Annotated in this window: 20 protein-coding genes; 9 read left to right on the top strand and 11 right to left on the bottom strand. The window is 65.6% G+C overall.

The features are described from left to right. Nucleotides 1-7 precede the first annotated feature (7 nt). A complete protein-coding gene (locus ACSQ8Y_RS16395) occupies nt 8-751 on the top strand; it encodes a hypothetical protein (protein ID WP_436267501.1) in 744 nt (247 codons plus the stop codon). A 4-nt stretch (nt 752-755) separates the two neighbouring features. Here the strand turns inward: ACSQ8Y_RS16395 and ACSQ8Y_RS16400 are convergent, their stop codons facing one another. The 3 genes from ACSQ8Y_RS16400 to lptF are packed head-to-tail and all read right to left on the bottom strand — an operon-like array spanning nt 756 to nt 3,429. Beyond that, the gene (locus tag ACSQ8Y_RS16400; protein ID WP_436267502.1) at nt 756-1,133 is read right to left on the bottom strand and encodes a sirohydrochlorin chelatase; all 378 of its coding nucleotides are present in this window, start codon (nt 1,131-1,133) and stop codon (nt 756-758) included. Further along, a complete protein-coding gene (lptG, locus tag ACSQ8Y_RS16405) occupies nt 1,133-2,302 on the bottom strand; it encodes an LPS export ABC transporter permease LptG (RefSeq protein ID WP_436267503.1) in 1,170 nt (389 codons plus the stop codon). Before lptG ends, ACSQ8Y_RS16400 begins: the two co-directional genes overlap by 1 nt. Continuing rightward, on the bottom strand, nt 2,299-3,429 hold the full coding sequence (gene lptF / locus ACSQ8Y_RS16410; RefSeq protein ID WP_436267504.1) for an LPS export ABC transporter permease LptF: 1,131 nt from the start codon (nt 3,427-3,429) through the stop codon (nt 2,299-2,301). The genes lptG and lptF overlap by 4 nt, the downstream gene beginning before the upstream one ends. A 60-nt stretch (nt 3,430-3,489) precedes the next feature. Here lptF and ACSQ8Y_RS16415 point away from each other — a divergent pair, with 60 nt between their 5' ends. Beyond that, nucleotides 3,490-4,986, top strand: coding sequence for a leucyl aminopeptidase (locus ACSQ8Y_RS16415; protein WP_436267505.1), 1,497 nt, complete (start codon nt 3,490-3,492; stop codon nt 4,984-4,986). Between the two features lie 68 nt (nt 4,987-5,054). Here the strand turns inward: ACSQ8Y_RS16415 and ACSQ8Y_RS16420 are convergent, their stop codons facing one another. Continuing rightward, complete coding sequence (locus tag ACSQ8Y_RS16420) at nt 5,055-5,519, bottom strand: hypothetical protein (protein ID WP_436267506.1); 465 nt, start codon at nt 5,517-5,519, stop codon at nt 5,055-5,057. A gap of 76 nt (nt 5,520-5,595) precedes the next feature. Further along, nucleotides 5,596-6,009: a hypothetical protein gene (locus tag ACSQ8Y_RS16425; RefSeq protein ID WP_436267507.1), complete on the bottom strand. Its 414-nt coding sequence runs from the start codon at nt 6,007-6,009 to the stop codon at nt 5,596-5,598. Between the two features lie 357 nt (nt 6,010-6,366). On the opposite strand from ACSQ8Y_RS16425, the gene xth reads away from it, so the two are divergent. Beyond that, nucleotides 6,367-7,134, top strand: coding sequence for an exodeoxyribonuclease III (gene xth / locus ACSQ8Y_RS16430; protein ID WP_436267508.1), 768 nt, complete (start codon nt 6,367-6,369; stop codon nt 7,132-7,134). Between the two features lie 75 nt (nt 7,135-7,209). Here xth and ACSQ8Y_RS16435 read toward each other — a convergent pair whose 3' ends face one another. From ACSQ8Y_RS16435 to prpB, 5 genes are all read right to left on the bottom strand, one after another. After that, nucleotides 7,210-10,485: an EAL domain-containing protein gene (locus ACSQ8Y_RS16435; protein WP_436267509.1), complete on the bottom strand. Its 3,276-nt coding sequence runs from the start codon at nt 10,483-10,485 to the stop codon at nt 7,210-7,212. Between the two features lie 170 nt (nt 10,486-10,655). Then, the gene (gene prpF / locus ACSQ8Y_RS16440; RefSeq protein WP_436267510.1) at nt 10,656-11,858 is read right to left on the bottom strand and encodes a 2-methylaconitate cis-trans isomerase PrpF; all 1,203 of its coding nucleotides are present in this window, start codon (nt 11,856-11,858) and stop codon (nt 10,656-10,658) included. 45 nt (nt 11,859-11,903) lie between these two features. Then, nucleotides 11,904-14,498 (bottom strand): Fe/S-dependent 2-methylisocitrate dehydratase AcnD, encoded by a 2,595-nt coding sequence (gene acnD, locus ACSQ8Y_RS16445; protein WP_436269846.1) that lies wholly within the window; start codon nt 14,496-14,498, stop codon nt 11,904-11,906. Nucleotides 14,499-14,509: 11 nt separating this feature from the next. Continuing rightward, nucleotides 14,510-15,661, bottom strand: coding sequence for a bifunctional 2-methylcitrate synthase/citrate synthase (gene prpC, locus ACSQ8Y_RS16450; RefSeq protein ID WP_436267511.1), 1,152 nt, complete (start codon nt 15,659-15,661; stop codon nt 14,510-14,512). 27 nt (nt 15,662-15,688) lie between these two features. Beyond that, nucleotides 15,689-16,579 carry a methylisocitrate lyase gene (prpB, locus tag ACSQ8Y_RS16455; protein ID WP_436267512.1) on the bottom strand — a complete coding sequence of 297 codons (891 nt, stop codon included), beginning with the start codon at nt 16,577-16,579 and terminating at the stop codon, nt 15,689-15,691. 182 nt (nt 16,580-16,761) lie between these two features. Between prpB and prpR the strand changes: the two genes are divergently transcribed. Together prpR and ACSQ8Y_RS16465 are read left to right on the top strand one after the other, a co-directional pair. After that, nucleotides 16,762-18,546, top strand: a complete 1,785-nt coding sequence (prpR, locus tag ACSQ8Y_RS16460) for a propionate catabolism operon regulatory protein PrpR (RefSeq protein WP_436267513.1) — start codon at nt 16,762-16,764, stop codon at nt 18,544-18,546. 326 nt (nt 18,547-18,872) lie between these two features. Beyond that, nucleotides 18,873-19,340: a DUF6328 family protein gene (locus ACSQ8Y_RS16465; protein WP_436267514.1), complete on the top strand. Its 468-nt coding sequence runs from the start codon at nt 18,873-18,875 to the stop codon at nt 19,338-19,340. On the opposite strand, the gene ACSQ8Y_RS16470 is transcribed toward ACSQ8Y_RS16465, so the two are convergent. Beyond that, on the bottom strand, nt 19,341-22,688 hold the full coding sequence (locus ACSQ8Y_RS16470; RefSeq protein ID WP_436267515.1) for a S41 family peptidase: 3,348 nt from the start codon (nt 22,686-22,688) through the stop codon (nt 19,341-19,343). Nucleotides 22,689-22,857: 169 nt separating this feature from the next. Between ACSQ8Y_RS16470 and ACSQ8Y_RS16475 the strand changes: the two genes are divergently transcribed. The 4 genes from ACSQ8Y_RS16475 to ACSQ8Y_RS16490 are packed head-to-tail and all read left to right on the top strand — an operon-like array spanning nt 22,858 to nt 26,328. Then, on the top strand, nt 22,858-23,736 hold the full coding sequence (locus tag ACSQ8Y_RS16475; RefSeq protein WP_436267516.1) for an alpha/beta fold hydrolase: 879 nt from the start codon (nt 22,858-22,860) through the stop codon (nt 23,734-23,736). An 8-nt stretch (nt 23,737-23,744) separates the two neighbouring features. Then, entirely contained in the window at nt 23,745-24,782 is a 1,038-nt protein-coding gene (locus ACSQ8Y_RS16480; RefSeq protein ID WP_436267517.1) for a sensor histidine kinase, read from the top strand. Next, complete coding sequence (locus ACSQ8Y_RS16485) at nt 24,782-25,639, top strand: LytR/AlgR family response regulator transcription factor (protein WP_436269847.1); 858 nt, start codon at nt 24,782-24,784, stop codon at nt 25,637-25,639. The genes ACSQ8Y_RS16480 and ACSQ8Y_RS16485 overlap by 1 nt, the downstream gene beginning before the upstream one ends. Next, on the top strand, nt 25,636-26,328 hold the full coding sequence (locus ACSQ8Y_RS16490) for an alpha/beta fold hydrolase (RefSeq protein WP_436267518.1): 693 nt from the start codon (nt 25,636-25,638) through the stop codon (nt 26,326-26,328). Before ACSQ8Y_RS16485 ends, ACSQ8Y_RS16490 begins: the two co-directional genes overlap by 4 nt. Nucleotides 26,329-26,416 lie beyond the last annotated feature (88 nt).

Below are 26,416 nucleotides of genomic sequence, written 5' to 3' on the forward strand. Positions count from 1 at the left end.
AGGTGATATGCAACAGCCCAATGAAGTGTTTGAACGCGCCCGCGAATCCCGGCTCGCGGGCCGTTACCAGGAGGCGCTGAAGGATCACCTCTGGCTGCACGACCACGCCCTTGAGGTGGCGCCCGACTGGCGCGGCGTGCGCCTGTCCTTCGCCCTGCGCGACTGGATCTACCTGGCCGACGCCTTCCCGCCCGCGCGCGCCGCGCTGCAGAGCATCCGCGACCGCGAATCGTCGCGCATGCTGCTGGGCGCCGCCACCGTCGAGCGCTTCCGCGAAGTGGCCGCCATCAACGAAGCGCTGCGCGAAGTGCAGGCCACCCACCTGCTGTTCCTGAAACTGGACGAACTCGACTCCGCCCTGGCCGAGCAGTGCGCCGAACTGGCCATGACGGCGCTGGTGAAATGCGAGGACTTCCAGCTGGCGCGCCGTTTCCTGCCCTCGCCTTCGGGCCGCATCGCCGCGCTGGCCGAGCGCCTGAACGACGGCGCCGACGCGCTGGCAAGCCAGCCCGCATCGGCCGCGCCCACCTTGCTGGCCTACGTGCTGAACTATGCAAAGGAAGTGCGCCTGGTACTGGGCGTGCTGAACGGCCTGGAGGAAGAAGGCGAAGCGGACAATATGCTGAAGCTGGCGCTGGACCAGATCCGCTCCGACGGCCTGCGCGCCATCATCCAGCGCGAGCTGGAAATGCCGGGCTCGACGCTGTCGGCCATGGCGGCCCAGTCGGAAGCCGGATCCGACGGCGAGTAAGAGGCTAGCCGGACGCCAGCGACGACACGCAATAGTCGGCGATGGCGTTCAGCACGTCCGGATTTTCGCCGACGGCTTGCGCCACGCTGAAGCGCACCTGCGGCAGCCGGGCGCGCAGCTCGTCCAGCATCAGCGGCAAATCGCGCAGCACGTGGCCGCCCTGGCCCAGGAACACCGGCACCACCGTGATGGCAGTGACGCCCCGCGCAGCCAGCGCGGCGGCATGCTCCGGCAAGCGCGGCGACATCAACTCCAGGAAGGCCAGCGAGACGTCCACCTGCGGCAGGCGTGCCTGCGTCAGCGCCCGCAGGCGCTCGAAGGGCTCGGCCCAGCTGGCCGCGCGCGCGCCGTGCGCGAACAGCACCATAGCTTGTTCAGTCATCAGTGCCTCTCCACCCACCACAACGCGCCCATGGCCAGCAGCAGGTACAGCACGCTGGGCGCGGCGGCCGTCAAGACCGGCGGCCAGGTGCTCAGCATGCCCACGTGCGAAAACAGCGTATTCACCAGAAGGAAACTCACGCCTATCATAACGCCAACGAACACCTTCAGGCTCACGCCGCCGCTGCGCGCGTGCAGGTAGGCGAACGGCAGCGCCAGCGCCATCAGCACGAAGATCGCCAGCGGGTCGATCAGCTTCTTCCAGAACGCCACCTTGAAGCGGTTCGTTTCCTGCTTGTTCTCCTGCAGGTGGCGGGTGTAGACCGCCAGCTCGTTGGCCGACATGCGCTCCGGGTCGCGACGCGACACCGACAGGATCTTGGGCGTGATCTCGGACACCAGGTCGCGCGTCGCCATCTTGATCGTGTCGACCTTGCTGGTTTCCTGTGCGAAGTGGTTCTGCGCGTTGGCCGTGGCGCCTGCAGCCAGCAGGGCCGGATTGCTGAAGCGGGTCTCGGTCACGTCCTCCAGGCGCCACACGCTTTTGCCCTGGAAGGTGGCGCGCCTGGCCACGATCAGGGAGCGCAGGCGGAAGCTGGTGTCGAACTCGTAGAGCTTGACGTCGATCAGCTGGCCGTCGGGGCGCACTTCGCGCACATTGAAGAAGCGCGAACCCAGCACTTCGCCGGTCAGGCCCTCGCTCTTGATGATGTCCTTGGTCCACAGGCCCGAGCGGAACTCGGCCGACACCGTGGCGCCCTGCGCCGTCAGGCGCACTTTCTCGGCCAGCGGCGCGGTGCGCGGCACGATCAGTTCACCGAACACGAAGGCGATCGCCACGATCACCACGCCTATCCTGAACAGCATGCCGACCGCCATGCGGGTCGACAGGCTGGCTGCGCGCATGATGGTGAATTCGGACGACGAGGCGAATTGCGCCATGATGTAGATGGTGCCGATCAGCGTGGCCACCGGCAGCACGCGGTAGACCCGCTCGGGCACCATCAGCACCACGTACAGCAGCGCGTGCTGCAGGCTGTAGCCGTTCTTGCCCACGGCCGGCAGTTCGCCGGTGAGGTCCATGAAGGCGGTCAGGCCCAGCAGCGCCAGCAAAACGAAGGCCACCGCCTGCGCGATCGAGCTGGCGAAATAGCGTTGCAGAATACTCATTTGACGGTTGCTTCCTTGGCCGCGCCGCGTTTGAACGCGCTCCACAGCACACGCGGGTGGTAGCGGTGGTTGACGTTGAGGCGCCAGGCGAACAGCATGACCACCACGATGGCCAGGCACAGGTGCAGCGGCCACCACGACAGCGCGAAGTTCATGCGGCCCTGCCGCACGCTGCCTTCGAATACCTTGATCAGGTTGTTATAGCTGAAGAAGACCAGCAAGGCCACGATCAGGTTGGCCGAACTGCCGCCGCGCGGATTGACGAAGCCGAGCGGAATCGCCAGCAAGGTCAACAGCAAACAGGTGATCGGCAGCGACACGCGCCACAGGATCTCGCCGTGGATGATGGGGCCGGTACCCTTGAACAGCAGCGCGCTGGGCATGGCGTCGACGTTGTTGCTGGCGCCCAGCTCCTGCGCTTTGTTGGCCACGCGCATGCTGTAGCGCTCGAACTCCATGGTCTGGAACTCGGCGCTGCCGGGCGTGCCCTGGTAGCGCCGGCCGTTCTTCAGCACCAGGTAGCGGTCGCCCTCGGCCGAGGTGCTGATGATGCCTTCCTTGGCCACCACCGTCGCCGTGCCCTTGTCGTCGACCGTATTGACGAACACGTTGTGCACCACCGCGCTCTGGCCGGACACGCCCTCGACGAAGAAGATGCGGTTGGCCGACGCCGATTCGCGGAACTGGCCGGGAGAAACCTGCTGCAGGTCTTCGCGCTTCTGGAAGCGATCGGCGTACTCGCCGCTTTTCTGCTTGGCCCACGGCGTGGCGTAAAAGCTGAGCGCCCCGGTCAGCAGGACGATGGGCAGCGCGAACGTCAGCACCGGACGGATCCAGCGCGTCAGGCTCAAGCCGGAGGCGAACCACACCACCATCTCGGAATCGCGGTAGCTGCGCGTGACCACCATCAGCACTGAAATAAAGCTGGTGAGGATCAGGACAGTTGGCAGATAATTCAGGGCCGCGAACGCTATCAGCGCGATCACGTCGCTCGACGCGACCTTGCCGCCGGCGGCTTTGCCGAGGATGGAAATCAGGGTCCAGGTGACGATGAGCGTAAACAGCACCGTGAAAGTGGCCCCGGCAGCACTGGCCAGCTCGCGTTGAAGGGCACGTTGAAAAATCATTCGAAGTTTATAATTCGGTCGTCAAGTTAAGTAAGTATCAAGCCTACACGGAGAAATCTCATGGACTTTAGCATAAAAGCATTCGACGCAAAAAACACCATTGCATCGGCAAAAACCGGCTGCGTCGCTGTCGCGGTATTCGAAAACAAGAAGCTTTCGCAAGCGGCCAAAGCCCTCGACAGTGCTGGTGAGATCACGGCTGCGCTGAAGTCCGGCGACATCACCGGCAAGCCAGGTACGGCCCTGCTGCTGCGCGGCCTGAAAGGCGCCGCGGCCGACCGCGTACTGCTGGTAGGCCTGGGCAGCGACGAAGCGGTCAGCGAGAAAAGCTTCGCTTCGGGCGTGCAGGCTGCGATCAAGGTGTTCTCCACCCTGGGCGCGGCGGACGCCATTATCGCACTACCCATGGAAGAAGTGAAAGAACGCGACGCGGCATGGGCGATCCGCACCGTGGTGCAGGCCGGCCGCGAGAGCATCTACCGCACCGACAGCCAGAAAAGCAAGAAGGATCCGGCGCCGGCCGGCGTGAAGAAGCTGGCCCTGGCCGTGGCCAACAACGCAGCCAACAAGCTGACGCTGTCGCAGGCGGTCGCCATCGCCAACGGCATCGAGCTGACCAAGGACCTGGGCAACCTGTCCGCCAACGTCTGCACCCCCACCTACCTGGCCAACACGGCCAAGAAACTGGCCAAGGACTTCGCCTTCGACGTCGAGATCCTGGACCGCAAGCAGCTCGAAGCGCTGAAGATGGGCAGCTTCCTGTCCGTCACCAACGGCAGCGAGCAGCCGCCCAAGTTCATCGTCCTGAAGCACAAGGGCGGCAAGGCCAAGGACGCGCCGGTGGTGCTGGTCGGTAAAGGCATCACCTTCGACACCGGCGGCATTTCGATCAAGGCCGGTCCCGGCATGGACGAGATGAAGTACGACATGTGCGGCGCCGCCTCGGTGCTGGGCACCTTCCGCGCCATTGGCGAGATGGGCCTGAAATCGAACGTGATCGGCGTGATCGCCGCCTGCGAGAACATGCCTTCCGGCCGCGCCACCAAGCCGGGCGACATCGTCAGTTCCATGAACGGGCTGACCATCGAGATCCTGAACACCGACGCCGAGGGCCGCCTGGTGCTGTGCGACGCGCTGACCTACGCCGAGCGTTTCAACCCGGCCGCCGTGATCGACATCGCCACCCTGACCGGCGCCTGCATCGTGGCCCTGGGCCACCACAACAGCGGCCTGTTCACGCGCGACGACGCGGCCCACAACGCGCTGGCCGAGGAACTGCTGGCGGCCGGCAAGGCCAGCGGCGACACCGCGTGGCGCCTGCCGATCGGCGAGCAGTACAACGAACAGCTGAAGTCCAACTTCGCCGACCTGGCCAACATCGGTTCGCCGGGCGGCGCCTCGTGCACGGCGGCTGCCTTCCTGGAGAACTTCACCCGCAAGTACAACTGGGCCCACCTGGACATCGCCGGCACCGCCTGGAAGTCCGGCGGCGCCAAGGGCGCCACGGGCCGTCCGGTGCCGCTGCTGGCGAACTTCCTGATTAACAGGGCTTCATAACAGGACTTAATCACAGGGTTCAATAGCAGGACTTAAAACACCAACGGGCCGCAAGGCCCGTTTTTCATTCAGTACACCGTGCGGCCCGTGTCCGGCGCCGCGTGCGGGTCGCCCGGCGGCAACCGCTGCATCACCACCGTCAGCACTTCCGGATAATCGAAGCCCTGCCCCGTGTTGCGGTCGACCACATAGCCTATGCCCGCCGTCAGGGCGATATTTCCCCACAGCGTGCTGTTTTCCCTGGAATCGATTTTTTCAAACGCCCACGCGGCATTGTCCTTGCGGCAGTCGACGCGCAACTGGCCCGAGCTCTTGCGTATGGTCACGCGCGCCGGCGTGGTGACGAACCATTTACCGGCGTCGTTGTACAGCAGGCAGCCGGCGCCAGCCACTTCGCGGTGGTCGAGCACGGTCTGCACCAGCACTTGCTGCGTGGGGGATTCGGTCAAGGTGCCGCAGCCGGCCAGGGCGGCCAGCATGGCGACGCAGCCGAAATAGCCGGAATGGCCGGAATAGCGGACGTGGAGGGACATCGCGGTCCTTTAGACGAGACGGCAACGGCCAAGGCAGCACCAAGTGGTGCTGCCTGTCCGTGCCGTTCGGGGCGTATCAGCGTTCGATGGCCTTGCTGTCCACCGCACGCTCAACGGTACCCGGCTTGGCTGGCTTCTTCAGGTTTTGGATCACCTGCAGAATGTCTTCCAATCCGGATTCGCCGTTGAGCCGCGAAAACGCATCCAGTACCTCGTTGAGCACCTGATTGCGAACCACAGCCTCGTCCTGATCCAGGACGGGCGCGCGCTGCAAGCTCGACGAACGCGCGGCGGCGGCTTTCTCGGCGGCAGCTGCTTCCTTCTGCGCTGCCGTCTTTCGCCCCGCCGGCGTTTTGCCGTGCTCCAGCGCCGCCTGCCAGATCACCCAGCGGCGTTGCGTTTCGAATACCAGGTACTCCTCTGGCTTGTCTTCACGGCGGCGGACGATGTGGCCATCACGCTGCGCCCATGCTTCAAATGCAGATCGCATTTTATTCCTTTACAAATGCTTCGCGCATATCTCACTGTTTAAACAACAACTATTTCCCAATAGTACCATTACTTGGTGGATCTCAATACACATATGTTACTTTATACACCAAATCTGTTGCTTTTGGGAAAAATCAGTGTCATCCCGGCTTGTTTCAGTATATTTCTGTTTTCGGCAGCCGTTTATGGAATCTTAGTACTAATTTGATAACAATGAAGCACTATCGGCAATTATTTTTTTTATTGTTACATTTTGCAAACAGCTTGGCTCCAAAAAGGGCAATTCCGCGGGTCTTTTAGCCCAGGCCGTATAATGCAGCCTAGTTTAAATTACCGCCAACACAATAGGACTTCCTACATGAAACTTGCAACTTGGAATGTCAACTCCCTGAATGTCCGTCTGCCCCACGTGCTCAAATGGCTGGAGGAAAATCCAGTCGACGTGCTGTGCATTCAAGAGACCAAGCTGACCGACGACAAATTCCCCATCGCCGCCATCGAGGCGGCCGGCTACCACGTGGTGTTCAGCGGCCAGAAAACGTATAACGGCGTCGCCATCCTGTCCAAACTGCCGATGACGGACGTGGTGCGCAACAACCCGCACTACGAAGACGCTCAGCAACGCATCCTGGCTGTCACCATCGACGGCGTGCGCGTGGTCTGCGCCTATGTGCCGAACGGCCAGGCCGTGGGCACCGACAAATACGAATACAAGCTGGGCTGGCTGGCCTCGTTCCGCCACTGGCTGGAACTGGAGGCCGCGCTCCACCCCAAGCTTGCCGTGCTGGGCGATTACAACATCGCCCCGGACGACCGCGACGTGCACGACCCGGTGGCCTGGGCCGGCCAGGTGCTGTGCTCCGAGCCCGAGCGCGCCGCGCTGCAGTCGCTGTTCGCGCTGGGGCTGGCGGACTCCTTCCGCATGTTCGAGCAGGCCGAGAAAACCTTCAGCTGGTGGGACTACCGCATGCTCGGCTTCCAGAAAAACATGGGCGTGCGCATCGACCACATCCTGCTGTCGGCGCCGCTGGCCGCGCGCTGCACCGCCTGCGTGGTGGACCGCGCACCGCGCAAGTGGGAGCAGCCGTCCGACCACGCACCGGTGATCGCCACCTTGAGCGAATAGCGTTGTCGTCCGCGCGCATGCGCGGACCCATGCCGGGCACGCTCCGTGCGGATGCCCGCTTCCGCGGGCATGGCTTCAGCTCCGCTTTTCCAGCATGTGCTGCGCGTTCTCGCGCGGCACCGGCTGCGAAAACAGATAACCCTGCGCGTACTGGCAGCCCTGCCGCTGCAGCAGGGCGAACTGCCCTTCCGTCTCCACCCCTTCCGCCACCACTGGCATCTGCAGGCTGTCCGACAGCGCGATGATGGCCGCCACGATGGCGCGGTCTTCCGAACTTTCCTCCAGGTCCTTGATGAAGGCGCGGTCGATCTTGATCTTCTTCACCGGGAAACGCTTCAGGTAAGCCAGGCTGGAATAGCCGGTGCCGAAATCGTCGATCGACAGGCGGATGCCCATGGCATTGATCTGGCCCAGGATTTCCATGGTGTGCTCGCCGTGCTGCATCAGCGCCGTCTCGGTGATCTCGAACTCGAGCATGGCCGGGTCGATGCCGGTTTCGTCCAGGATGCGGCGGATCGACTCGACCAGGCCGCGGTGCATGAACTGGCGCGGCGACAGGTTGACCGCCAGCGGCACCGGCTGCAGGCCCATGCCCAGCCATTCCATGCTCTGCTCGCAGGCGCGCCGCATCACCCACTCGCCGATCGGCACGATCAGCCCGTTCTCCTCGATCAGCGGGATGAAACAGTCCGGCATCACCAGGCCCAGGCCCGGACGGCGCCAGCGCAGCAGCACCTCCATGGTGTGCACGCGGCGCGTGGCGATGTCCATGATGGGCTGGAAATGCGGCTCGAACTGGCCCAGCGCCAGCGCGCTGCGCAAGCTGTTCTCCAGCTCGAAATGCTGGGCCGCCGCCACGTTCATCTTCTGCGTGAAGAACTGGTAGTTGTTGCGGCCCGACGCTTTCGCGTGGTACATGGCGCCGTCGGCGTGGCGCATCAGCGTCTCGACGTCCTCGCCGTCGTCCGGGAACACGCAGATCCCGATCGAGGGCGTGATGTGCAAGGTGCGCCCTTCCAGCGGAAAGGGCACGGCCAGCGATTCGATGATCTTCTCGGCCACGCGGCTGGCTTCCTCGATCGAACGGATGCCGGGCACCAGCACCACGAATTCATCGCCGCCCAGGCGGGCCACGGTGTCGCTGGCGCGCACCGCGCGGCACAAGCGGCTGGCCACCTCTTTCAGCAGCTGGTCGCCCGTCATGTGGCCGAGCGAATCGTTGATGGTCTTGAAACGGTCCAGGTCCAGGAACATCACGGCCAGGCGCCGGTTCGAGCGCTGCGCGGCCAGCATGGCGCGGTCCAGGCGGTCGGCCAGCAGCGCGCGGTTGGGCAAGCCGGTCAGGCTGTCGTGGTAAGCCATGTGGTGCACGCGCGCCTCGGCCTGGCGCCGCTCGACGATCTCGCCCTGCAGCATGGCGTTGGCGCCCGCCAGCTCGGCGGTGCGCTCCAGCACCCGCACCTCCAGCTCGTCGCGCGCCTGGCGCACGGCTTCGGCGTCGGCGCGGCGCTCGGTGATGTCGTCCACCAGCCACACCGAGCGGCCGTTGGGCTGCGCCAGGTCGAAGGGACGGCCGGACAGGCGCGCCCAGAAGCGGCTGCCGTCCTTGCGCACCAGCTGGTACTCGGAGGTGTTGACCAGGCCGGCGTGGAAGTCGCGCGCGGTCTCCTTGCGCGCCGCGTCCCACGCCTCCAGGTCGGCGTAGAACGCTTGCACGCTCAGGCCGTTCATCTCGCCCGGCGCATAGCCGAACAACTCTTCCATCTTGCTGTTGCAGCGCAGGTTGCAGCCGCCCTCGCACACCGAGATGCCCAGCACGGCGCTGTCCAGGATGGCCTGGTTTTCCAGCAGCGCGTTGCGCAGCGAGCCCTCGGCCAGCTTTTGCTCGGTGCGGTCCTCGACGATCCAGATCGTGCCCTGGGTGGTATCGTCCGGATTGACCACGTAGGCGATCAGCTGGGCCCAGAAGGTGCTGTCGTCCTTGCGCCGCATCTCCACTTCGGTCTGGAAGGGCTTACCCACCAGCAAAAAGGGCGAGGCGGCCGCGCCCAGGCGCTCGTAGGCGGCCTGGCTCGGATACAGCGAGGCGCCGGGCAAACCCAGGCCCTCGTCGCCCTGGTAGCGGAACATCTCGGCGAAGCCGCGGTTGTAGCGCGTGATGACGCGGTTCTTGGTGAACAGGATGCTGATCGAGGCGTTGGTCATGATGGCTTCGACCTCCATCTGCGTCTGGCGCGAGCGGGTGATGTCCTCCATGATCCAGATGGTGCCGCCGTCGCGCACATCGTGGCTCACCGCCTGCGCCCGCACATGGCACCACAGCAGGCTGCCATCCTTGCGCTTGAACTCGAATTCCTTTTTTTCGAACGGCAGCCCGCTGCCCAGCAGCGGACTGGCCTCGCGCCCGAACTCGGCGTAGGCTTCCGGCGAGGTGAACACCTCGACCGAGGGCCGGCCGTACAAGTCCTCGCGCGTGTAGCCGAACATCTCGGCCAGGCGCGGATTGCAGTTCAACAGCGTTTGCGATTTGGTGAACAATATGCCGACCGACGCGTTGTCCAGGATCGCATTCTGCTCCAGCAGCAGCTGGCGCGTGGCTTCCTCGGCCGCCTTCTGCTCGCTGATGTCCTCCACGATCCAGACCGTGCCCTCGGCGGCATCGGACGGATCGATAGCGCGGCCGTAGATGCGGCCCCAGAACAGCACGCCATCCTTGCGGCGCAACTGCGCTTCGGACTTGAAGGATTGTCCCTGCGACAGCAGCGGGCTGGATTCTTCGATCACGCGCCGCTGCACGTCCTCATTGGCATACAGCATGCGGCCGTGGGTCCCTTCCAGCTCGCTGCGCGCGTAGCCGAACATGTCGGCGGCGCGGATATTGCATTCGAAGACGTAGCCGCCCTTGCCGAAAATGATGCCGACCGCCGCGTTTTCGAGGATGGCTTTCTGTTCGAGCAGTGTCTTGCGCAGCGCCCGCTGGTCGCGCTGGAACCCGCTGATGTCGTGGAACACAATCACTGCGCCGGTGGCCGCGCCGCCCGGCAGCGGCTTGAGCGTGGCCTGCACGGGGATGTACTGGCCGTCGGCGCGGGCCAGGCAACTGTCCCAACGCGACGGCGGACCCGCCGCGGCGTCGGCCAGGGCTTCCTCCAGCCTGGCCGCGCTGTCGGCGCGCGCATGGCGCGCGAACACGTCCGCCATCGGGCGTCCGGCCGAAACGAAACCCAGCAGTTCATCCAGTTCAGGATTGGACGCGAGCACGCTGCCGTCGCTGGCGCAAGCGCACGCGGGCAGGCCGATCAGCTGCAAAGCCTCGGCCACGGAATCCGGATGGGGCGGAACACGACTCATGTACACCTGGGTACCTTGTAGGGAACGATGCCTGTCAATTGCAGCAGCGTAGTTGGCAGATCATAAACCACAATGCCACGCTTTTGCCATTTCGCACGCCGACTGCCCCCTCTAAATGCGGCTATGCCCGGACTAGCCGGGCATAGTTACAACAAAGCAAGGACAATATCCTAGAAACTATCTCCGGGAACCCGTACCCAGCCCTCCATCAGCACGCGCGCGCTGCGGCTCATGACGGCCTTGGTGACGCGCCATTGGCCGTCTTGTTGCGTGGCTTCGGCGCCCACGCGCAAGGTGCCGGACGGATGGCCGAAGCGCACCGCGCCGGACGTGCCGCCGCCGGCGGCCAGGTTCACCAGGGTGCCCGGCACGGCGGCGGCCGTGCCGATGGCCACCGCCGCGGTGCCCATCATGGCGTGGTGCAGCTTGCCCATCGACAGCGCGCGCACCAGCAGGTCGATATCGCCCGCAGCGACCTGTTTGCCGCTGGAGGACACATAGGCCGCCGCCGGCGCCACGAAGGCCACCTTGGGCGTGTGCTGCCGCTGCGCCGCCTCGTCGATATGCTGGATGAGGCCCATGCGCAAGGCGCCGTGGGCGCGGATGGTTTCGAAGCGCGCCAGGGCCTGGGGGTCGCCGTTGATGGCATCCTGCAGTTCCATGCCGGTGTAGCCGATGTCTTCCGCGTTGACGAAAATGGTCGGGATGCCGGCGTTGATCATGGTGGCCTTGAAGCTGCCCACGCCCGGCACTGCCAGTTCGTCGACCAGGTTCCCGGTCGGGAACATCGACTTGCTTCCACCCGCGCCAGCCCCCTCCTCGTCCGCCGCCGGGTCCATGAACTCGAGCTGCACTTCGGCTGCGGGGAAGGTGACGCCGTCCAGTTCGAAGTCGCCCGTTTCCTGCACTTCGCCGTCCGCGACCGGCACGTGGGCGATGATGGTCTTGCCAATGTTGGCTTGCCAGATGCGCACCACGGCCACGCCGTTTTGCGGTACGCGCTCCGCGTCCACCAAGCCGCCGCTGATGGCGAAACCGCCCACGGCGGCGGACAGGTTGCCGCAGTTGCCGCTCCAGTCGACGAAGGCCTTGCCGATGGCGACCTGGCCGAACAGGTAGTCGACGTCATGGCCGGGCCTGGCGCTTTTCGACAGGATCACCGTCTTGCTGGTGCTCGAGGTGGCGCCGCCCATGCCGTCGGTCTGCTTGCCGTACGGGTCCGGGCTGCCGATCACGCGCAGCAGCAGAGCGTCGCGCGCCTTGCCGGGCACCTGGGCCGCTGCAGGCAGATCCTGCAAGCGGAAGAACACGCCCTTGCTGGTACCGCCACGCATATAGGTGGCGGGGATTTTGATTTGAGCTTGATGAGCCATAAATAGTCCTCACAGCGTCATTCCCGCTTGCGCGAGGACGACAGATTACGCGGCCTTGGCCGACTCCAGGAAGTCCTGCGCGAAGCGCTGCAGCACGCCGCCCGCTTCGTAGATCGACACTTCCTCGGCGGTGTCCAGGCGGCAGATCACCGGCACCGTCAGCTGCGCGCCGTTCCTGCGCGTGATGACCAGCGCCAGCGTGGCGCGCGGCGTGCGTTCGCCTGTGACGTCGAAGGTCTCGGTGCCGTCGATGCCCAGGGTCAGGCGGTTCACGCCCGGCATGAACTCCAGCGGCAGCACGCCCATGCCCACCAGGTTGGTGCGGTGGATGCGCTCGAAGCCTTCGGCAACGATGGCTTCCACGCCAGCCAGGCGCACGCCCTTGGCGGCCCAGTCGCGCGAGGAACCCTGGCCGTAGTCGGCGCCGGCGATGATGATCAGCGGCTGCTTGCGCTCCATATAGGTCTCGATGGCCTCCCACATGCGCGTAACCTTGCCTTCCGGCTCGACGCGCGCCAGCGAACCGGCCTTGACCTTGCCGTCTTCAACCACCATTTCGTTCTTCAGCGTCGGATTGGCGAAGGTGGCGCGCTGCGCGGTCAGGTGGTCGCCGCGGTGGGTGGCGTAGGAGTTGAAGTCCTCTTCCGGCAAACCCATCTTGTGCAGGTACTCGCCGGCCGCGCTGTCCATCATGATGGCGTTCGACGGCGACAGGTGGTCGGTGGTGATGTTGTCGCCCAGGACCGCCAGCGGACGCATGCCCGACAGCGAGCGCGCACCGGCCAGCGCGCCCTCCCAGTACGGCGGACGCCGGATATAAGTGGTCTGCGGACGCCAGTCGTACAGCGGGCTCACCTTGATGCCGTCGTCTTCCTGCTTGGCGAACATCGGAATGTAGACCTTGTGGAAGTGCTCGGGCTTGACGCTGGCGGCCACCAGCGCGTCGATTTCCTCGTCCGCCGGCCAGATGTCGGCCAGGCGCACTGGATTCCCCTGGGGATCCAGGCCGAGGACATCCTTCTCGATATCGAAACGGATGGTGCCGGCGATGGCGTAAGCGACCACCAGCGGCGGCGAGGCCAGGAAGGCTTGCCTGGCGTAAGGGTGGATGCGGCCGTCGAAGTTGCGGTTGCCCGACAGGACGGCGGTGGCGTACAGATCGCGCTCGATGACCTCTTTCTGGATCACCGGGTCCAGCGCGCCGGACATGCCGTTGCAGGTGGTGCAGGCGTAGGCGACCACGCCGAAACCCAGCTTTTCCAGCTCGGGCATCAGGTGCGCGTCCTCCAGGTACAAGGTCACGGCCTTGGAACCGGGGGCCAGCGAGCTTTTCACCCATGGCTTGCGGACCAGGCCCAGCCTGTTCGCGTTGCGCGCCAGCAGGCCGGCGGCGATCATGTTGCGCGGGTTGTTGGTGTTGGTGCAGCTGGTAATCGCGGCAATGATGACGGCGCCGTCGGGCATGAGGCCAGGCTCGTTCTCGACCACGCCCGAAATGCCGCGCGCGGCCAGCTCGGATGTCGGCACGCGCTTGTGCGGATTCGACGGGCCGGCGATGTTGCGCACCACGGTCGACAGGTCGAAGCGGATCACGCGCTCGTATTCGGCGTGCTTGAGCGTGTCGGCCCACAGGCCGGTTTCCTTGGCGTAGGTCTCGACCAGGTCCACCAGCGCGGCGTCGCGGCCGGTCAGCTTCAGGTACTTGATGGTTTGATCGTCGATGTAGAACATCGCGGCGGTGGAGCCGAATTCCGGCGCCATATTGGAGATCGTCGCGCGGTCGCCCAAGGTCAGGTGCGAAGCGCCCTCGCCGAAAAACTCCAGGTAGGACGACACCACCTTCTCCTTGCGCAGGAATTCCGTCAACGCCAGCACCGTGTCGGTGGCGGTGATGCCCGGCTGCGGCTTGCCGGTCAGCTCGACGCCGATGATGTCCGGCAGCCGCATCCACGAAGCGCGGCCCAGCATCACGCTTTCCGCTTCCAGGCCGCCCACGCCGATGGCGATCACGCCCAGCGCGTCCACCATCGGGGTGTGCGAGTCGGTGCCGACCAGGGTGTCCGGGTAGGCCACGCCGCCCTGCACCTGCACCACCGGCGACATGCGTTCCAGGTTGATCTGGTGCAGGATGCCGTTACCCGGCGGGATCACGTCGACGTTCTTGAACGCCTTCTTGGTCCAGTTGATGAAGTCGAAACGGTCTTCGTTGCGGCGGTCTTCGATGGCGCGGTTCTTGTCGAAGGCGTCCGGGTCGAAACCGCCGCACTCCACCGCCAGCGAGTGGTCCACCACCAGCTGGGTAGGCACGACGGGATTGACCAGCGCCGGGTCGCCGCCTTGCAGGGCGATGGCGTCGCGCAGGCCGGCCAGGTCGACCAGCGCGGTCTGGCCCAGGATGTCGTGGCAGACCACGCGCGCCGGGAACCATGGGAAGTCCAGGTCGCGTTTGCGCTCGATCAGCTGGGACAGCGAGGCGTTCAGCGTCGCGGGATCGCAGCGGCGCACCAGGTTTTCAGCCAGCACGCGCGAGGTGTAGGGCAGCTTGTCGTAGGCGCCGGGCTGGATTGCGTCGACGGCGGCGCGCGCGTCGAAGTAATCGAGCTTGGTGCCCGGCAGCGCCTTGCGGTGGGCGGCGTTCATAGGGATGCTCATTATTGACGGTCCTTGATCTGCACGAATTTCAGGTCGTCCGGGCCGACGTAGTTCGCGCTGGGGCGGATGATCTTGTTGTCGATGCGCTGTTCGATGATGTGCGCGGCCCAGCCGGAAGTGCGCGAAATGACGAACAGCGGCGTGAACATCGCGGTCGGCACGCCCATCATGTGGTACGACACGGCGGAGAACCAGTCCAGGTTGGGGAACATCTTCTTGATGTCCCACATCACCGTTTCCAGGCGTTCAGCGATGTCGAACATCCTGGTCGAACCGGCTTCCTCCGACAGCTTGCGCGCCACCTCCTTGATGACCACGTTGCGCGGGTCGGAGATGGTGTAGACGGGGTGGCCGAAACCGATCACCACTTCCTTGTTTTCCACGCGCTTGCGGATGTCCGCTTCGGCTTCGTCGGCGTTCTCGTAGCGCTTCTGGATTTCGAAGGCGAATTCATTGGCGCCGCCGTGCTTCGGACCGCGCAGCGCGCCGATGGCGCCGGTGATGGCCGAGTGGATGTCCGAACCCGTGCCGGCGATGACGCGGCCGGTGAAGGTCGACGCGTTGAATTCGTGTTCCGCGTACAGGATCAGCGACACGTGCATGGCCTTGACCCATGACTCGCATGGCTTCTCGCCGTGCAGCAGATGCAGTATGTGGCCGCCGATCGAGTCGTCGTCGGTTTCGACTTCGATGCGCTTGCCCGAATGGCTGTAGTGGTACCAGTACATCAGCATGGAGCCGAAGGAGGCCATCAGGCGGTCGGCGATGTCGCGCGCACCGGGAACGTTGTGGTCGTCCTTCTCGGGCAGCACGCAGCCCAGCACGGACACGCCGGTGCGCATCACGTCCATCGGGTGCGCCGACGCCGGCAGCGCCTCCAGCGCGGCCTTCACCGCCTGCGGCAGGCCGCGCAGCGATTTCAGCCTGGTCTTGTAGGCGTTCAGTTCGGACTGGGTCGGCAGCTTGCCGTGCACCAGCAGGAAGGCGATTTCCTCGAATTCGCTGGTGGTGGCCACGTCCAGGATGTCGTAGCCGCGATAGTGCAAATCGTTGCCGGTCTTGCCGACCGAGCACAGTGCGGTATTGCCGGCGGTGACGCCGGACAGGGCGACGGATTTTTTAGGCTTGAAGCTTGGGGCTTGTTCGGTCATCTCGGTCTCCAGGTATCTCGGATAATGTCAGCTATTTTTTTTCGCGGCGAACAGGGCATCGAGCTTCTGTTCGAAGTCGTGGTAGTTGATGCGCTCGTAGAGTTCCATGCGGGTCTGCATGGTGTCGAGCACGTTCTGCTGGGTGCCGTCGCGGCGGATCGCGCCGTACACGTTTTCGGCGGCCTTGTTCATGGCGCGGAAAGCGGACAGCGGATACAGCACCAGGCCGACGTCGGCGCTGCGCAGCTCGTCCACGGTAAACAGCGGCGTCGCGCCGAATTCGGTGATATTGGCCAGCACAGGCACGCCGACCGCCTTGGCGAACTGCTTGTACATGTCCAGCGTGACCATCGCTTCCGGGAAGATCATGTCGGCGCCGGCTTCCACGCAGGCCACGGCACGCTCAATGGCGGCGTCCAGGCCTTCGACGGCCAGCGCGTCGGTGCGGGCCATGATGACGAAGTTCTCATCGGTACGGGCGTCGACGGCGGCCTTGATGCGGTCCACCATTTCAGACTTCGATACGATTTCCTTGCCCGGGCGGTGGCCGCAACGCTTGGCGCCGACCTGGTCTTCGATGTGGATGGCGGCGGCGCCGAACTTGATCATGGACTTGACGGTGCGCGCCACGTTGAAGGCGGAGGAACCGAAACCGGTGTCCACGTCCACCAGCAGCGGCAGGTCGCACACGTCGGTGATGCGGCGCACGTCGGTCAGCACGTCGTCCAGGCTGGAGATGCCCAGGTCCGGCAGGCCCAGCGAACCGGCCGCGACACCGCCGCCGGACAGGTAGATGGCCTTGAAGCCGGCGCGTTTGGCCAGCAGCGCGTGGTTGGCATTGATCGCGCCGACCACTTGCAGGGGAGATTCTTCCTGGACGGCTTTGCGGAACGCGGCGCCTGCGGAATATTGGCTCATGTAATGCCCTTTCAGTTAGGTTGCATGCAGTAATGCAAACGCTGTGCCAGCGGGTGAAACACAGCAAAATCAAGCACTTGGCACTATGTGGCACCGACTACGCCGTTTCAATCTGAAACACTGAAACAAGTTTGAAACGCAATTGAAACACCCGGCCTGCGCCTTGCACTATAATTTGAAACATGCGACATTCCACGCCCCTGCCCTTCGACATCGCCGACAAACCCGTGATCTGGACGGTGGCCGTGTCGCGCCTGTCCGAACTGTTCCGCGACATCACGCTGGAATACGACGAACTGGCGACGATAGAGCCGATCAACCTCGGCTTCGACGAAGCGGCGCGGCACATCCGCGAGCGCATGGCCACCGAGCGCTGCGACGCGGTGATCGCGGCCGGCTCGAATGCGGCCTATCTGAAGGGCCGCCTGTCGGTGCCGGTGGTGATCGCCAAGGCCAGCGGCTTCGACGTCATGCAGGCGCTGGCGCGGGCGCGGCGCGTGTCCGAGCGCATCGGCGTGATCACCTACCAGGACAAACTGCCGGAGCTGGCCGAATTCGCCGCTACGTTCGGCTTCGACGTGGCGCAACGCACCTACGCCACCGAGGAGGACGCGCGCGCCCGGATCAACGACCTGAAGGCGTCCGGCGTGCGCGCCATCGTCGGCGCGGGCCTGATCACCGACCTGGCCGAGGAAGCCGGGCTGACGGCGGTGTTCATGTACTCCGCCGCCTCGATCCGCCAGGCTTTCGACGACGCGCTGGAAATGGCGCGCCTGACCCAGCTGGAAGCGAACCGCGGCCGCGGCCGCGCCGGCGTGGTGGCGGACACGCTGCGCGCCAAGCACGGCCTGAACGACCTGCGCGGCGACTCGGCGGCGATGGAGAAGATGCGACAGGCCGTGGTGCTGTACGCGAAGTCTCCCGCCACGGTGCTGATCCAGGGCGAAACCGGCTGCGGCAAGGAGCTGGTGGCGCAAGCCATCCACCGCGAGAGCCCGCGCAGCCTGGGCGCGAACCGGCCTTTCGTGGCCGTCAATTGCGGTGCCATCGCCGAGTCGCTGCTGGAATCCGAACTGTTCGGGCACGAGGAAGGCGCGTTCACCGGCGCGCGGCGCGGCGGCCACGCGGGCCTGTTCGAAGCGGCCAACCGGGGCACGCTGTTCCTCGACGAGATAGGCGAAATGCCGCTGACGCTGCAAACGCGGCTGCTGCGGGTGCTCGAGGAACGCGAGGTGGTGCGGGTGGGCGGCACGCGGCCGATCGCGGTCAGCGTGCGCATCATCAGCGCCACCCACTGCGACCTGGAGCAGCGCGTGCGCGAAGGCCGCTTCCGCGCCGACCTGTTCTACCGGCTGGCCGTGCTGCGCCTGGCGCTGCCGCCGCTGCGCGAGCGGGCCGACGACGTCGTGCAACTGGCCGAATGGTCGCTGAAGAACGCGCTGGCGGCGCTGGGCGCGCGGCCGCATCCCAACCTGCGCGCCGAGATCATGGCCTGCGCCCCGCTGCTGCTGCGCTACGGCTGGCCCGGCAACGTGCGCGAACTGCGCAACCTCACCGAGCGGCTGGCGCTGTTCCTGGCGGCCGAGCCGCTGCAGGCGTTGACGCCCGGCTTCGTGCTCGGCGTGGCGCCCGAGTTGGGGGCGGCCGCGCCGGCCCGGCAGTTCGCGGCAGCAATGGCCGATGCCGCCTATGCGGCCGATGACGCTCACGACATTCCTGGCATGCGCGCAAGCGCAGGCACACCGGCAGCGCTCGGCATGCCCGCCCTCGCAGCGGCCTCGGCGCGCCCGCCTGATTCCGCCAATACCACTGACAGGGCCACCCCGGCCGCCGGCCGCCGCGCCGGCCGCGAAAGCGTCGCCGCCGTGCTGGCCCGCTTTGACGGCCGGCGCGACGCCGCCGCCGACCACCTTGGCATCAGCCGCACCACGCTGTGGCGCCGCCTGCGCGCCGAACAAGACGCCTAGTGGCATGGAATGGCGCATGGAGGCTGAGGCTGGGTTCCCGCCTGCCCGGCGGTCCGCCGATGCGGAACAACAAGCAAACTGTCGTTCTCGCGAAAGCGGGAACCCATACTGAGCCAAATGCACGGCGCCAATCGCTTACCTTGACGGCACTGGATCTGACCCCAGCGACTAAAAAAGCGGCAGAGACTGCTTGCTTGGCGCATGGGGGCAGCCCTCAAGGCCAGACGGGGACGCCGTGCCCCCGAATGCAGGCCAGGCCGGCTCGCTGCCAAGTTGCGCGCCACGCGCGCTGAGGGAACGCTAGAATCGCCGCATCGGGAGGGGCTATGGATCAGCAGGTGGAGACGGAGTCGCTGAAGGAGCAGATGGGCCGCATCATCGAGGAGGCGCGGATGCTGCTGCCGGGCATACAGGCGCTGTTCGGCTTCCAGACCATCGCGGTGTTCAACGAGCCGTTCAAGCAGTTGCCGGACGTCGTGCAGGATTGCCACGTGGCGGCGCTGGCCCTGGTGGTGCTGGCCATCGCCCTGGTGATGCTGCCGGCCGCCTACCACCGCCAGGCCGAACCCTTCCGCATCTCGCGCCACACCATCTCGCTCTCGTCGCGCTGCATCTGCTATGCATTGGCGCCGCTGGCGGGCGCCATCTCGCTGGACGTGTTCGTGGTGCTGCAAATGGTGACCGGGGCCACCATGCTGTCCGCCCTCAGCGCGGGCGCCGCCTTCCTGCTGCTGATCTCCGTGTGGTTCGGCTACCCGCAGCTGATGCGGCGCAAGTTCGGGCGCGCGAAATAGCTACCTGGACTTGTCCGGGAAGGCCGGCCGCAGCGGCCGCAGCGGCGGGTTCTTCACCAGCTCGGCCTTGATCACCTCGATCGCCTTCTCCAGCTGCGGGTCGCGGCCGGCGATCACCAGCGCCGGGGTCTGCTCGACTTCGATGTCCGGCGCCACGCCCTCGTTTTCCACGCCCCAGCCGCCGTCGCGCGTCCAGAACGCGAGATTGGGCGCCATGATGAAGCCGCCGTCCATCAGCACCGGGAAGCCCAGGATGCCGACCAGGCCTCCCCAGGTGCGCTTGCCGATCAGCGGCCCCATGGCGTTCTTGCGGAACATCCACGGCAGCAGGTCGCCGCCGGAACCTGCCGTCTCGTCGATCAGCATGGCGCGCGGGCCCTGGATGGACGCGGACGGCGTCTTCATGTCGGCGCCGTAGCGCATGGTCCACCAGGCGATCTCCTTCTTCTGCAGGATCTCGATGTAGTAGTCCGCGACGCTGCCGCCGCCGTTGAAGCGCTCGTCGATGATGACGGCGTCCTTGTCGGCCTGCGGGAAGAAATAGCGCTTGAAGTAGGTGTGGCCCAGCGCCGCCGTATTCGGCACGTAGACGTAGGCTACCCGGCCATTGGTGGCGGCGTGCACCTTGCGGATATTGCCCTCCACCCAGTCGCGGTTGCGCAGCGCGTCCTCGTTGGCCACCGGCACCACGGTGATGGTGCGCGACTTGCTGCCGTCCGGGTTGGCTCCCACCGTGATATCGATGGCCTTGTTGGCGGTGTTTTCAAATGCGCTGTAGAGATTCGTCGGCGGCAGCAGCGGCCGGCTATCCACCGCCAGCAGGTACTCGCCCGCTTTCACGTTCAGGCCCGGCTCGGTCAGCGGCGCGCGCAGCGACGGGTTCCAGTTCAAGCCTCCGTACACTTTCCTGAAGCGGTAGCGGCCATTGGCGATCTCGTAGTCCGCGCCCAGCAGGCCGCCGGGAACGGCGCGGCTGTCGACGAAGGTGTCGCCGCCGCCGCCGCGATGGTGGCCGACAGCCAGTTCGCTGCACATCCACTGGATCAAGCGGTTCAGGTCCGCCCGGCTGGACAGCTCGGGCAGGAAGGCGGCGTACTTGGCGCGCATCTTGTTCCAGTCCACGCCGTGCATGCCGGGGTCGTAGAAAAAGTCGCGGTTGATGCGCCAGGCTTCATTGAAGATCTGCGTCCATTCGGCGCGCGGCTCGGCGCGCACTTCGATGTTGTCCACCTTGATGCGGCCTTCGCCGGCCGGCAGCGCCTTGCCGGCGGCCGAACCCATGGACCACACGTCCTTCATCTTGTAGAGCAGCTTCTTGCCGTCGGCCGAGATGTCGTAGCCGTCCGCCTCGGCCACCAGGGTTTCGGCCTTGCGCTCTTTCAGGTCGAAGCGCTGCACGGCCTTCTTGCCGTCCGCTTCGCGCAGGAAGAAGATCTGCCCGGCGGCGCCTGACTCCAGGTCCGATATCTGCGCGGCCGGTATCGGCAGGTCGATGATGCGGGTCTCGATCCCGTCGAAGTCGATGGCGACCGGCGCCACCGCCAGCAGCGCCACCTTGGGATCGTCGCGGCCGGTTTTCGGATCGACCTTGGGCGGCTCGGCCGCTTCTGCTTCCGCCTTGGCGGTCTTGGCGGCATCCTTCTTCTCCGGCTCCTTCGGAGGGGAGGCCGGCGCGCCCTTCTCCTCGTCGCTCTCCTTGATCAGCGGCGAAGGCAGGTCGCGCCGCAGCACCGCCATCCAGACCGTGCGTGTGACGAGATTGTCCTGGTTCTGCTGCGAGAACCAGTTGTTGCTCGGTCCGGCGTCGGTCGAGGCGAAGAAATACAAATACTTGCCGCTCTTGTCGAACACGGGATTGGCCACGTCCGACAGGCCGTCCGTCACCGCATACGATTTACCCTGTTCCAGCGAATAGATGTAGGCGCTGCGGGTGTAGGACATCGAATTGAGGGTGTAGGCAATCCAGCGCGAGTCGGGCGCCCAGGCCGCGCGCAGCGTCTTGTTCACACCGTACAGCGGCTCGGATGCGACTTTCTTGACCGCGCCAGTGGCGATGTCCAGCACGTGCATGGTCCAGGCGTTGTCGGTGTAGGCGATCTTCTTGCAGTCCGGCGACCACACGAGGTTGTCGTAATAGCCCGCGCCATTGAGCTTGAACTTCTTCACCGTTCCCTTGCCGTCCTGCGGGCGGATGTGCAGCTCATACTCCCCGGACTCGTCGGACACGTAAGCGAGCGAGCGGCCGTCCGGCGACCAGGCGGGATTGCGCTCGTGCGCGGACGAGGTCTGCGTCAGGTTGCGCACGTCGCCCTTGTCGGCGGGGATGGTGACGATCTCGCCACGGAACTCGAACGCCACGCGCGCGCCGGACGGCGAGATGGAGGCGTTGCGGATGTATTTCGCGCCGCGCACCCAGCGCTCGCGCGACAGGCCAAGGTCGGTGCTGACGCCGACCGTGAGCTTGTGCGCCTGGCCGGCGCCGGCCAGGTCCAGCGCATGCAGGTAGCCGGCCTGTTCGTACACCAGCGTATTGCCGGAGGCGGCGATATTGAGCACCGGGAAGTCGCCGTGCTTGGTAATCTGGCGCACCGTTTTTGTCTTCAAGTCGTAGGCGTGCAGATTGAATTCGCCGCTGCGGTCGGAACGGAAGTAGACGGTTTCGCCCATCCAGACCGGATCGACGTCGTTGGCGTGCGTGGCCGGTTGCGGGATTTTTTCCACCGACTTATCGCCGAAGCTGTACAGCCACAGAACGGAGTTGGTGCCGCCGCGATAGCGTTTCCATTGCATGAAGGCGGGAGAGAACGGGTTGTAGGCGACGCGCTTGCCGTCCGGCGAATACGCCGCGCGCGCCGCGTTCGGGATTTCCAGTTCCGTTTCCACGCCGCCGTTCACCGGCACCGTGAACAGTTTGCGGTAGCGGTTGTTGAAGGCCGCGCGCGGGGACGTGAACAACACCGATTTACCATCCGGAGCAAAGGCCTGCGCGATGTCCGCGCCGGGGTGGTAGGTCAGGCGCTTGGGCACACCGCCCTCCACCGGCAGCACGTAGACGTCCGCGTTGCCGTCCAGTTGCGCGGTGTAGGCCAGCAGTTTGCCGTCCGGCGAGAACACGGGATTGGACTTTTCGCCCAGGTCCGATGTCAGGCGGCGCGGGCCGCTGCCGTCCAGATTGGCCAGCCACAAATCGCCCGCATACATGAAGGCGATATGGCGGGCCGACACGGCCGGCTCGCTCAGCATGCGGGTGTCGCTGGTGCTGGGCAGGGCGGCGGCGGTTTGCGACAGGAGCATGGCGCTGGCGGCGGCCAGCGGGAGGACGGTCGATTTCAGGCGGTCTAGGTTCAAATGGCGCTCGCTCGGTGAGGGGTGGACTTCGCATGGCATGGTTGGCAAATATACACCTGTCCGCACCGCCGTTCATCCTCATTTTTTACCGTTCATCCCAAGCCCGCGGTTGCCGGCGCGCCGCGCCGATAACATGGCTTTCATCGCAACCGACAAGAGGATACGCACCATGTTCAAACAACTGATCCGCAGCACCGTGTTTGCCGCCGCAGCCCTGGTCTCCGCCCTGCCCGCCTGCTCCGCGCACGCCGCCGGCCACCCCGCGTTCAATGTCAAGGTGACCGGCGCGGGCGCGCCCGTCATCCTGATTCCCGGCCTGGCCTCGCCCGGTGAAGTGTGGGATGGAACCGTGCAGCGCTTCTGCGTTACGCGCCAGTGCCACGTGCTGACGCTGGCGGGCTTCGCCGGGACGCCCGCTATCGAAGCGCCGCTGCTGCCAGCCGTGGAGCAGCAACTGTCGGCCTACATCGCCGAAAACAGGATGGACCACCCGGTACTGATCGGCCATAGCATGGGCGCTTTCCTGGCGCTGAAGATGGCGGCTGACCATCCCGAACAAGTCGGGCGCGTGGTGGTGGTGGACACCCTGCCGGCGCTGGGCGCAAGGCAGACGCCGAACATTACGGCGGAGCAGCTGGAAGCGATGGCGGCACAGATGCGCGACCGTTTTCTGCAGACAGACAACGCGGCCTTCGCCGCGCAGCAGCGCCGCACGGCCGGCACCATGGTGACCTGCGAAGCGGACGTGGAGCGCGTGGTGGGCTGGAGCCTGAAGTCCGACCGCAGGACCATGGCCACCGCGATGTACCAGATGCTGGCGGACGATCTGCGTCCCAGCCTGGCACGCATCAAGGCGCCAACGCTGGTGCTGGGCGGCGTGGCAAGCTTCAAAGCCTTTATGCCGCGCGGCGACGTGGAGGCCATGTACCGCAGCCAGTACCAGAACCTGAGCGGCGTGAAAATCGAACTGGCCGACAGCGCCCGCCACTTCATCATGTACGACGATGCCGATTGGATGTATGCTCGCATCGGTCAATTTTTGAACTGATGGAACGCATGGACAAAGCAAAGCGCCCCTGGCTGACGCGCCTGAACTGGTACACGATACTGCAACTGGCCGGATGGATGAGCGTCGGGATGTTTTTCCTGGCGCTTTACAGCTGGACGCTGCACCTGAAAGGGGTTGCGCTGACCAGCGCCTGGACCGTCGTCAGCGGCCTGCTGATCTCCCATCTGTGGCGCCGCTTCTTCAAGCAGCGCGGCTGGCACGCGCCCCGCCTGCGCTGGCAAATGCTGGCGCTGCCGGCGCTGGTGCTGGCGCCGTTGCAGATCATCAGCGTCACGCTGGGCATCAAGCTGTTGCAACATGGCAAAGTCGACGATTTCCGCTGGCTGCCGATGGCGCTGATTTTCTGGTCGCTGATTTTCCTCAGCTGGACCGGCTTCTATCTGATGGTGAAGTCCATACAGCGCGCCGCGCGCTTCGAAGCGGAAACGCTGCGCCTGGAAGTGGTCTCCAAGGAGGCGGAACTGCGCGCGCTGCAAGCGCAGGTCAATCCGCACTTCTTCTTCAATAGCCTCAATAGCGTGCGCGGCCTGATCTACGAAGACCGGGACGCCGCAGCGCAAATGATAGACCAGCTGGCAAGCCTGATGCGCTATGCGCTGCAGTCCGGCCAGGCCGATACGGTGACGCTGGCGGCCGAACTGGAGGCGGTGCAGGCCTACCTGGCGATCGAACGGATCCGCTTCGAAGAACGCTTGCGCGCCAGACTTGATATCGAGGCCGGCACGGAACAGGCGCGCGTGCCGCCGATGGCCTTGCAGACGCTGGTGGAGAACGCGGTGAAATACGGCGTCGAGAGCAGCACCACGGGCTGCGACATCACCATCAGCGCGCGGCGGGTGGCGGGCGGCGTGCGGATCGAAGTCGCCAACACGGGCGCGCTGCGGCAGTTCAGCAATTCGACGCAAGTCGGCTTAGCGAACGCGCGCAAGCGGCTGACGCTGACCGTGGGGCCGGCCGCCAATCTGGAGTTGGCCGAGAACGGCGGCTGGGTGCGCGCGACATTGACCCTGCCGGCGGCGGCATGATGCGCGTGCTGCTGGTGGACGACGAGCGCCTGGCGCGCGCCGAGCTGCGGCGCCTGCTGGCCGCGCATGCCGGTGTGGAGATCGTCGGCGAGGCCGTCAGCTCGGCCGACGCCATGGGGCAGATCGCCGCGCTGCAGCCGGACCTGCTGCTGCTCGATGTGCAAATGCCCGGCGGCAGCGGCTTCGATTTGCTGGCATCGCTCGACACGGTCCCGGACGTGATCTTCACGACCGCCTTCGACCGTTACGCGCTGCAGGCCTTCGAAGTGAACGCCCTCGACTACTTGCAGAAGCCGATACAGGCGGCCCGTCTGGCTACGGCGCTCGCGCGTGCCGCGCAGCGCCGCCAGGCGCAGGCGGCGCTTGCTGCTGTCGCTGCCGCCGCTGCCAAAGCCGCGCCGCATGCGCCCGCTACGGCTGCCGTATCCGTGCCGGCCGAAGCCGCCGCCTTGCCGCCGGACCTTGCGGCGGCACTTGGGACGCCCCCGGCGCCGACCCAAGCCGTTCCCGTTCCCGTTTCCGCCCCGGCTCCCGCCAAGCTATTCATCAAAGATGGCGAGCGCTGCTGGTTCGTCGCCCTGCACGACATCCGCCTGTTCGAATCCGAAGGCAACTACACGCGCGTCTATTTCGACCGGCAGCAGCCGCTCATGCTGCGCACGCTGACGCAACTGGAGGAGAAGCTGGATCCGCAGCGCTTCTTCCGCGCCAACCGCCGGCACATCGTCAATCTCGACCATGTCAGCGGCATGGCGCCGAACGACGCCGGTGGCCTGGACCTGGCGCTGCGGGACGGTCCGGCGGTCGAAGTCTCGCGCCGCCGCGCTGCGCAATTCAAGACGCAGTCCAGCCTATGATGCCTATGGTTCTGGTCCCCGGCTACATGCTGGACGAAACGCTATGGGACGACGTGCTGCCCTTGCTCCCGGCCGTGCCTGTCGTCCACGGCAGCCTGCGCGAAGGCGGCACCGTGGAGGACATGGCCCGCCACATTCTCGCCGCGTGCCCGCCACGGTTTGTCCTGGCTGGTTTTTCGATGGGCGGCTATATCGCGCGCGAGATGGCAAGGCTTGCGCCCGCGCGGGTGCAGTCGCTGGTGCTCATTTCCACATCCAGCCGGCCGGATACGGCGCAGCAGCGCGAGCAGCGCGCCAAGGCGGCGCTCAATACGCCGGTCGGGCCGTTCCGCGGCTTGAGCCGCGGCGCCATCGTTACGTCGCTGCATCCAGGGCACGCAAGCAAGGAAGCGCTGATCGCCCGCGTGCGCGCCATGGGGTCCGGACTGGGGCGCGAGGTGTTCATCCGCCAATCGCTGCTGGAGCGGGGCGACACGGCACGGCTGGGCGAAATCGCCTGTCCGACCCTCGTCATCGCCGCAGCCCAGGACCAGATGCGCTCGCGTGCCGAGGCCGAGGAACTGCGTGAGGGCATCCCCGGCGCCACATTGGCGGTCGTGGAGGACAGCGGGCATTTGATACCGCTGGAACAGCCCGCCGCGCTGGCGGCGCTGATACATCGGGCTAGCTACGAAATCCAGGGTCCGTAGGGCGGATTAGCCGGGGGCGCCGAGCCGGAACGGCGTAACCCCCATCACGCGGCGCGTAAAAAAACCCGCTCTTGCGGAGCGGGTTCCT

The organism is Pseudoduganella sp. LjRoot289 (assembly GCF_964252925.1).
In the GTDB taxonomy this organism is placed as follows: Bacteria; Pseudomonadota; Gammaproteobacteria; order Burkholderiales; family Burkholderiaceae_D; genus Rugamonas.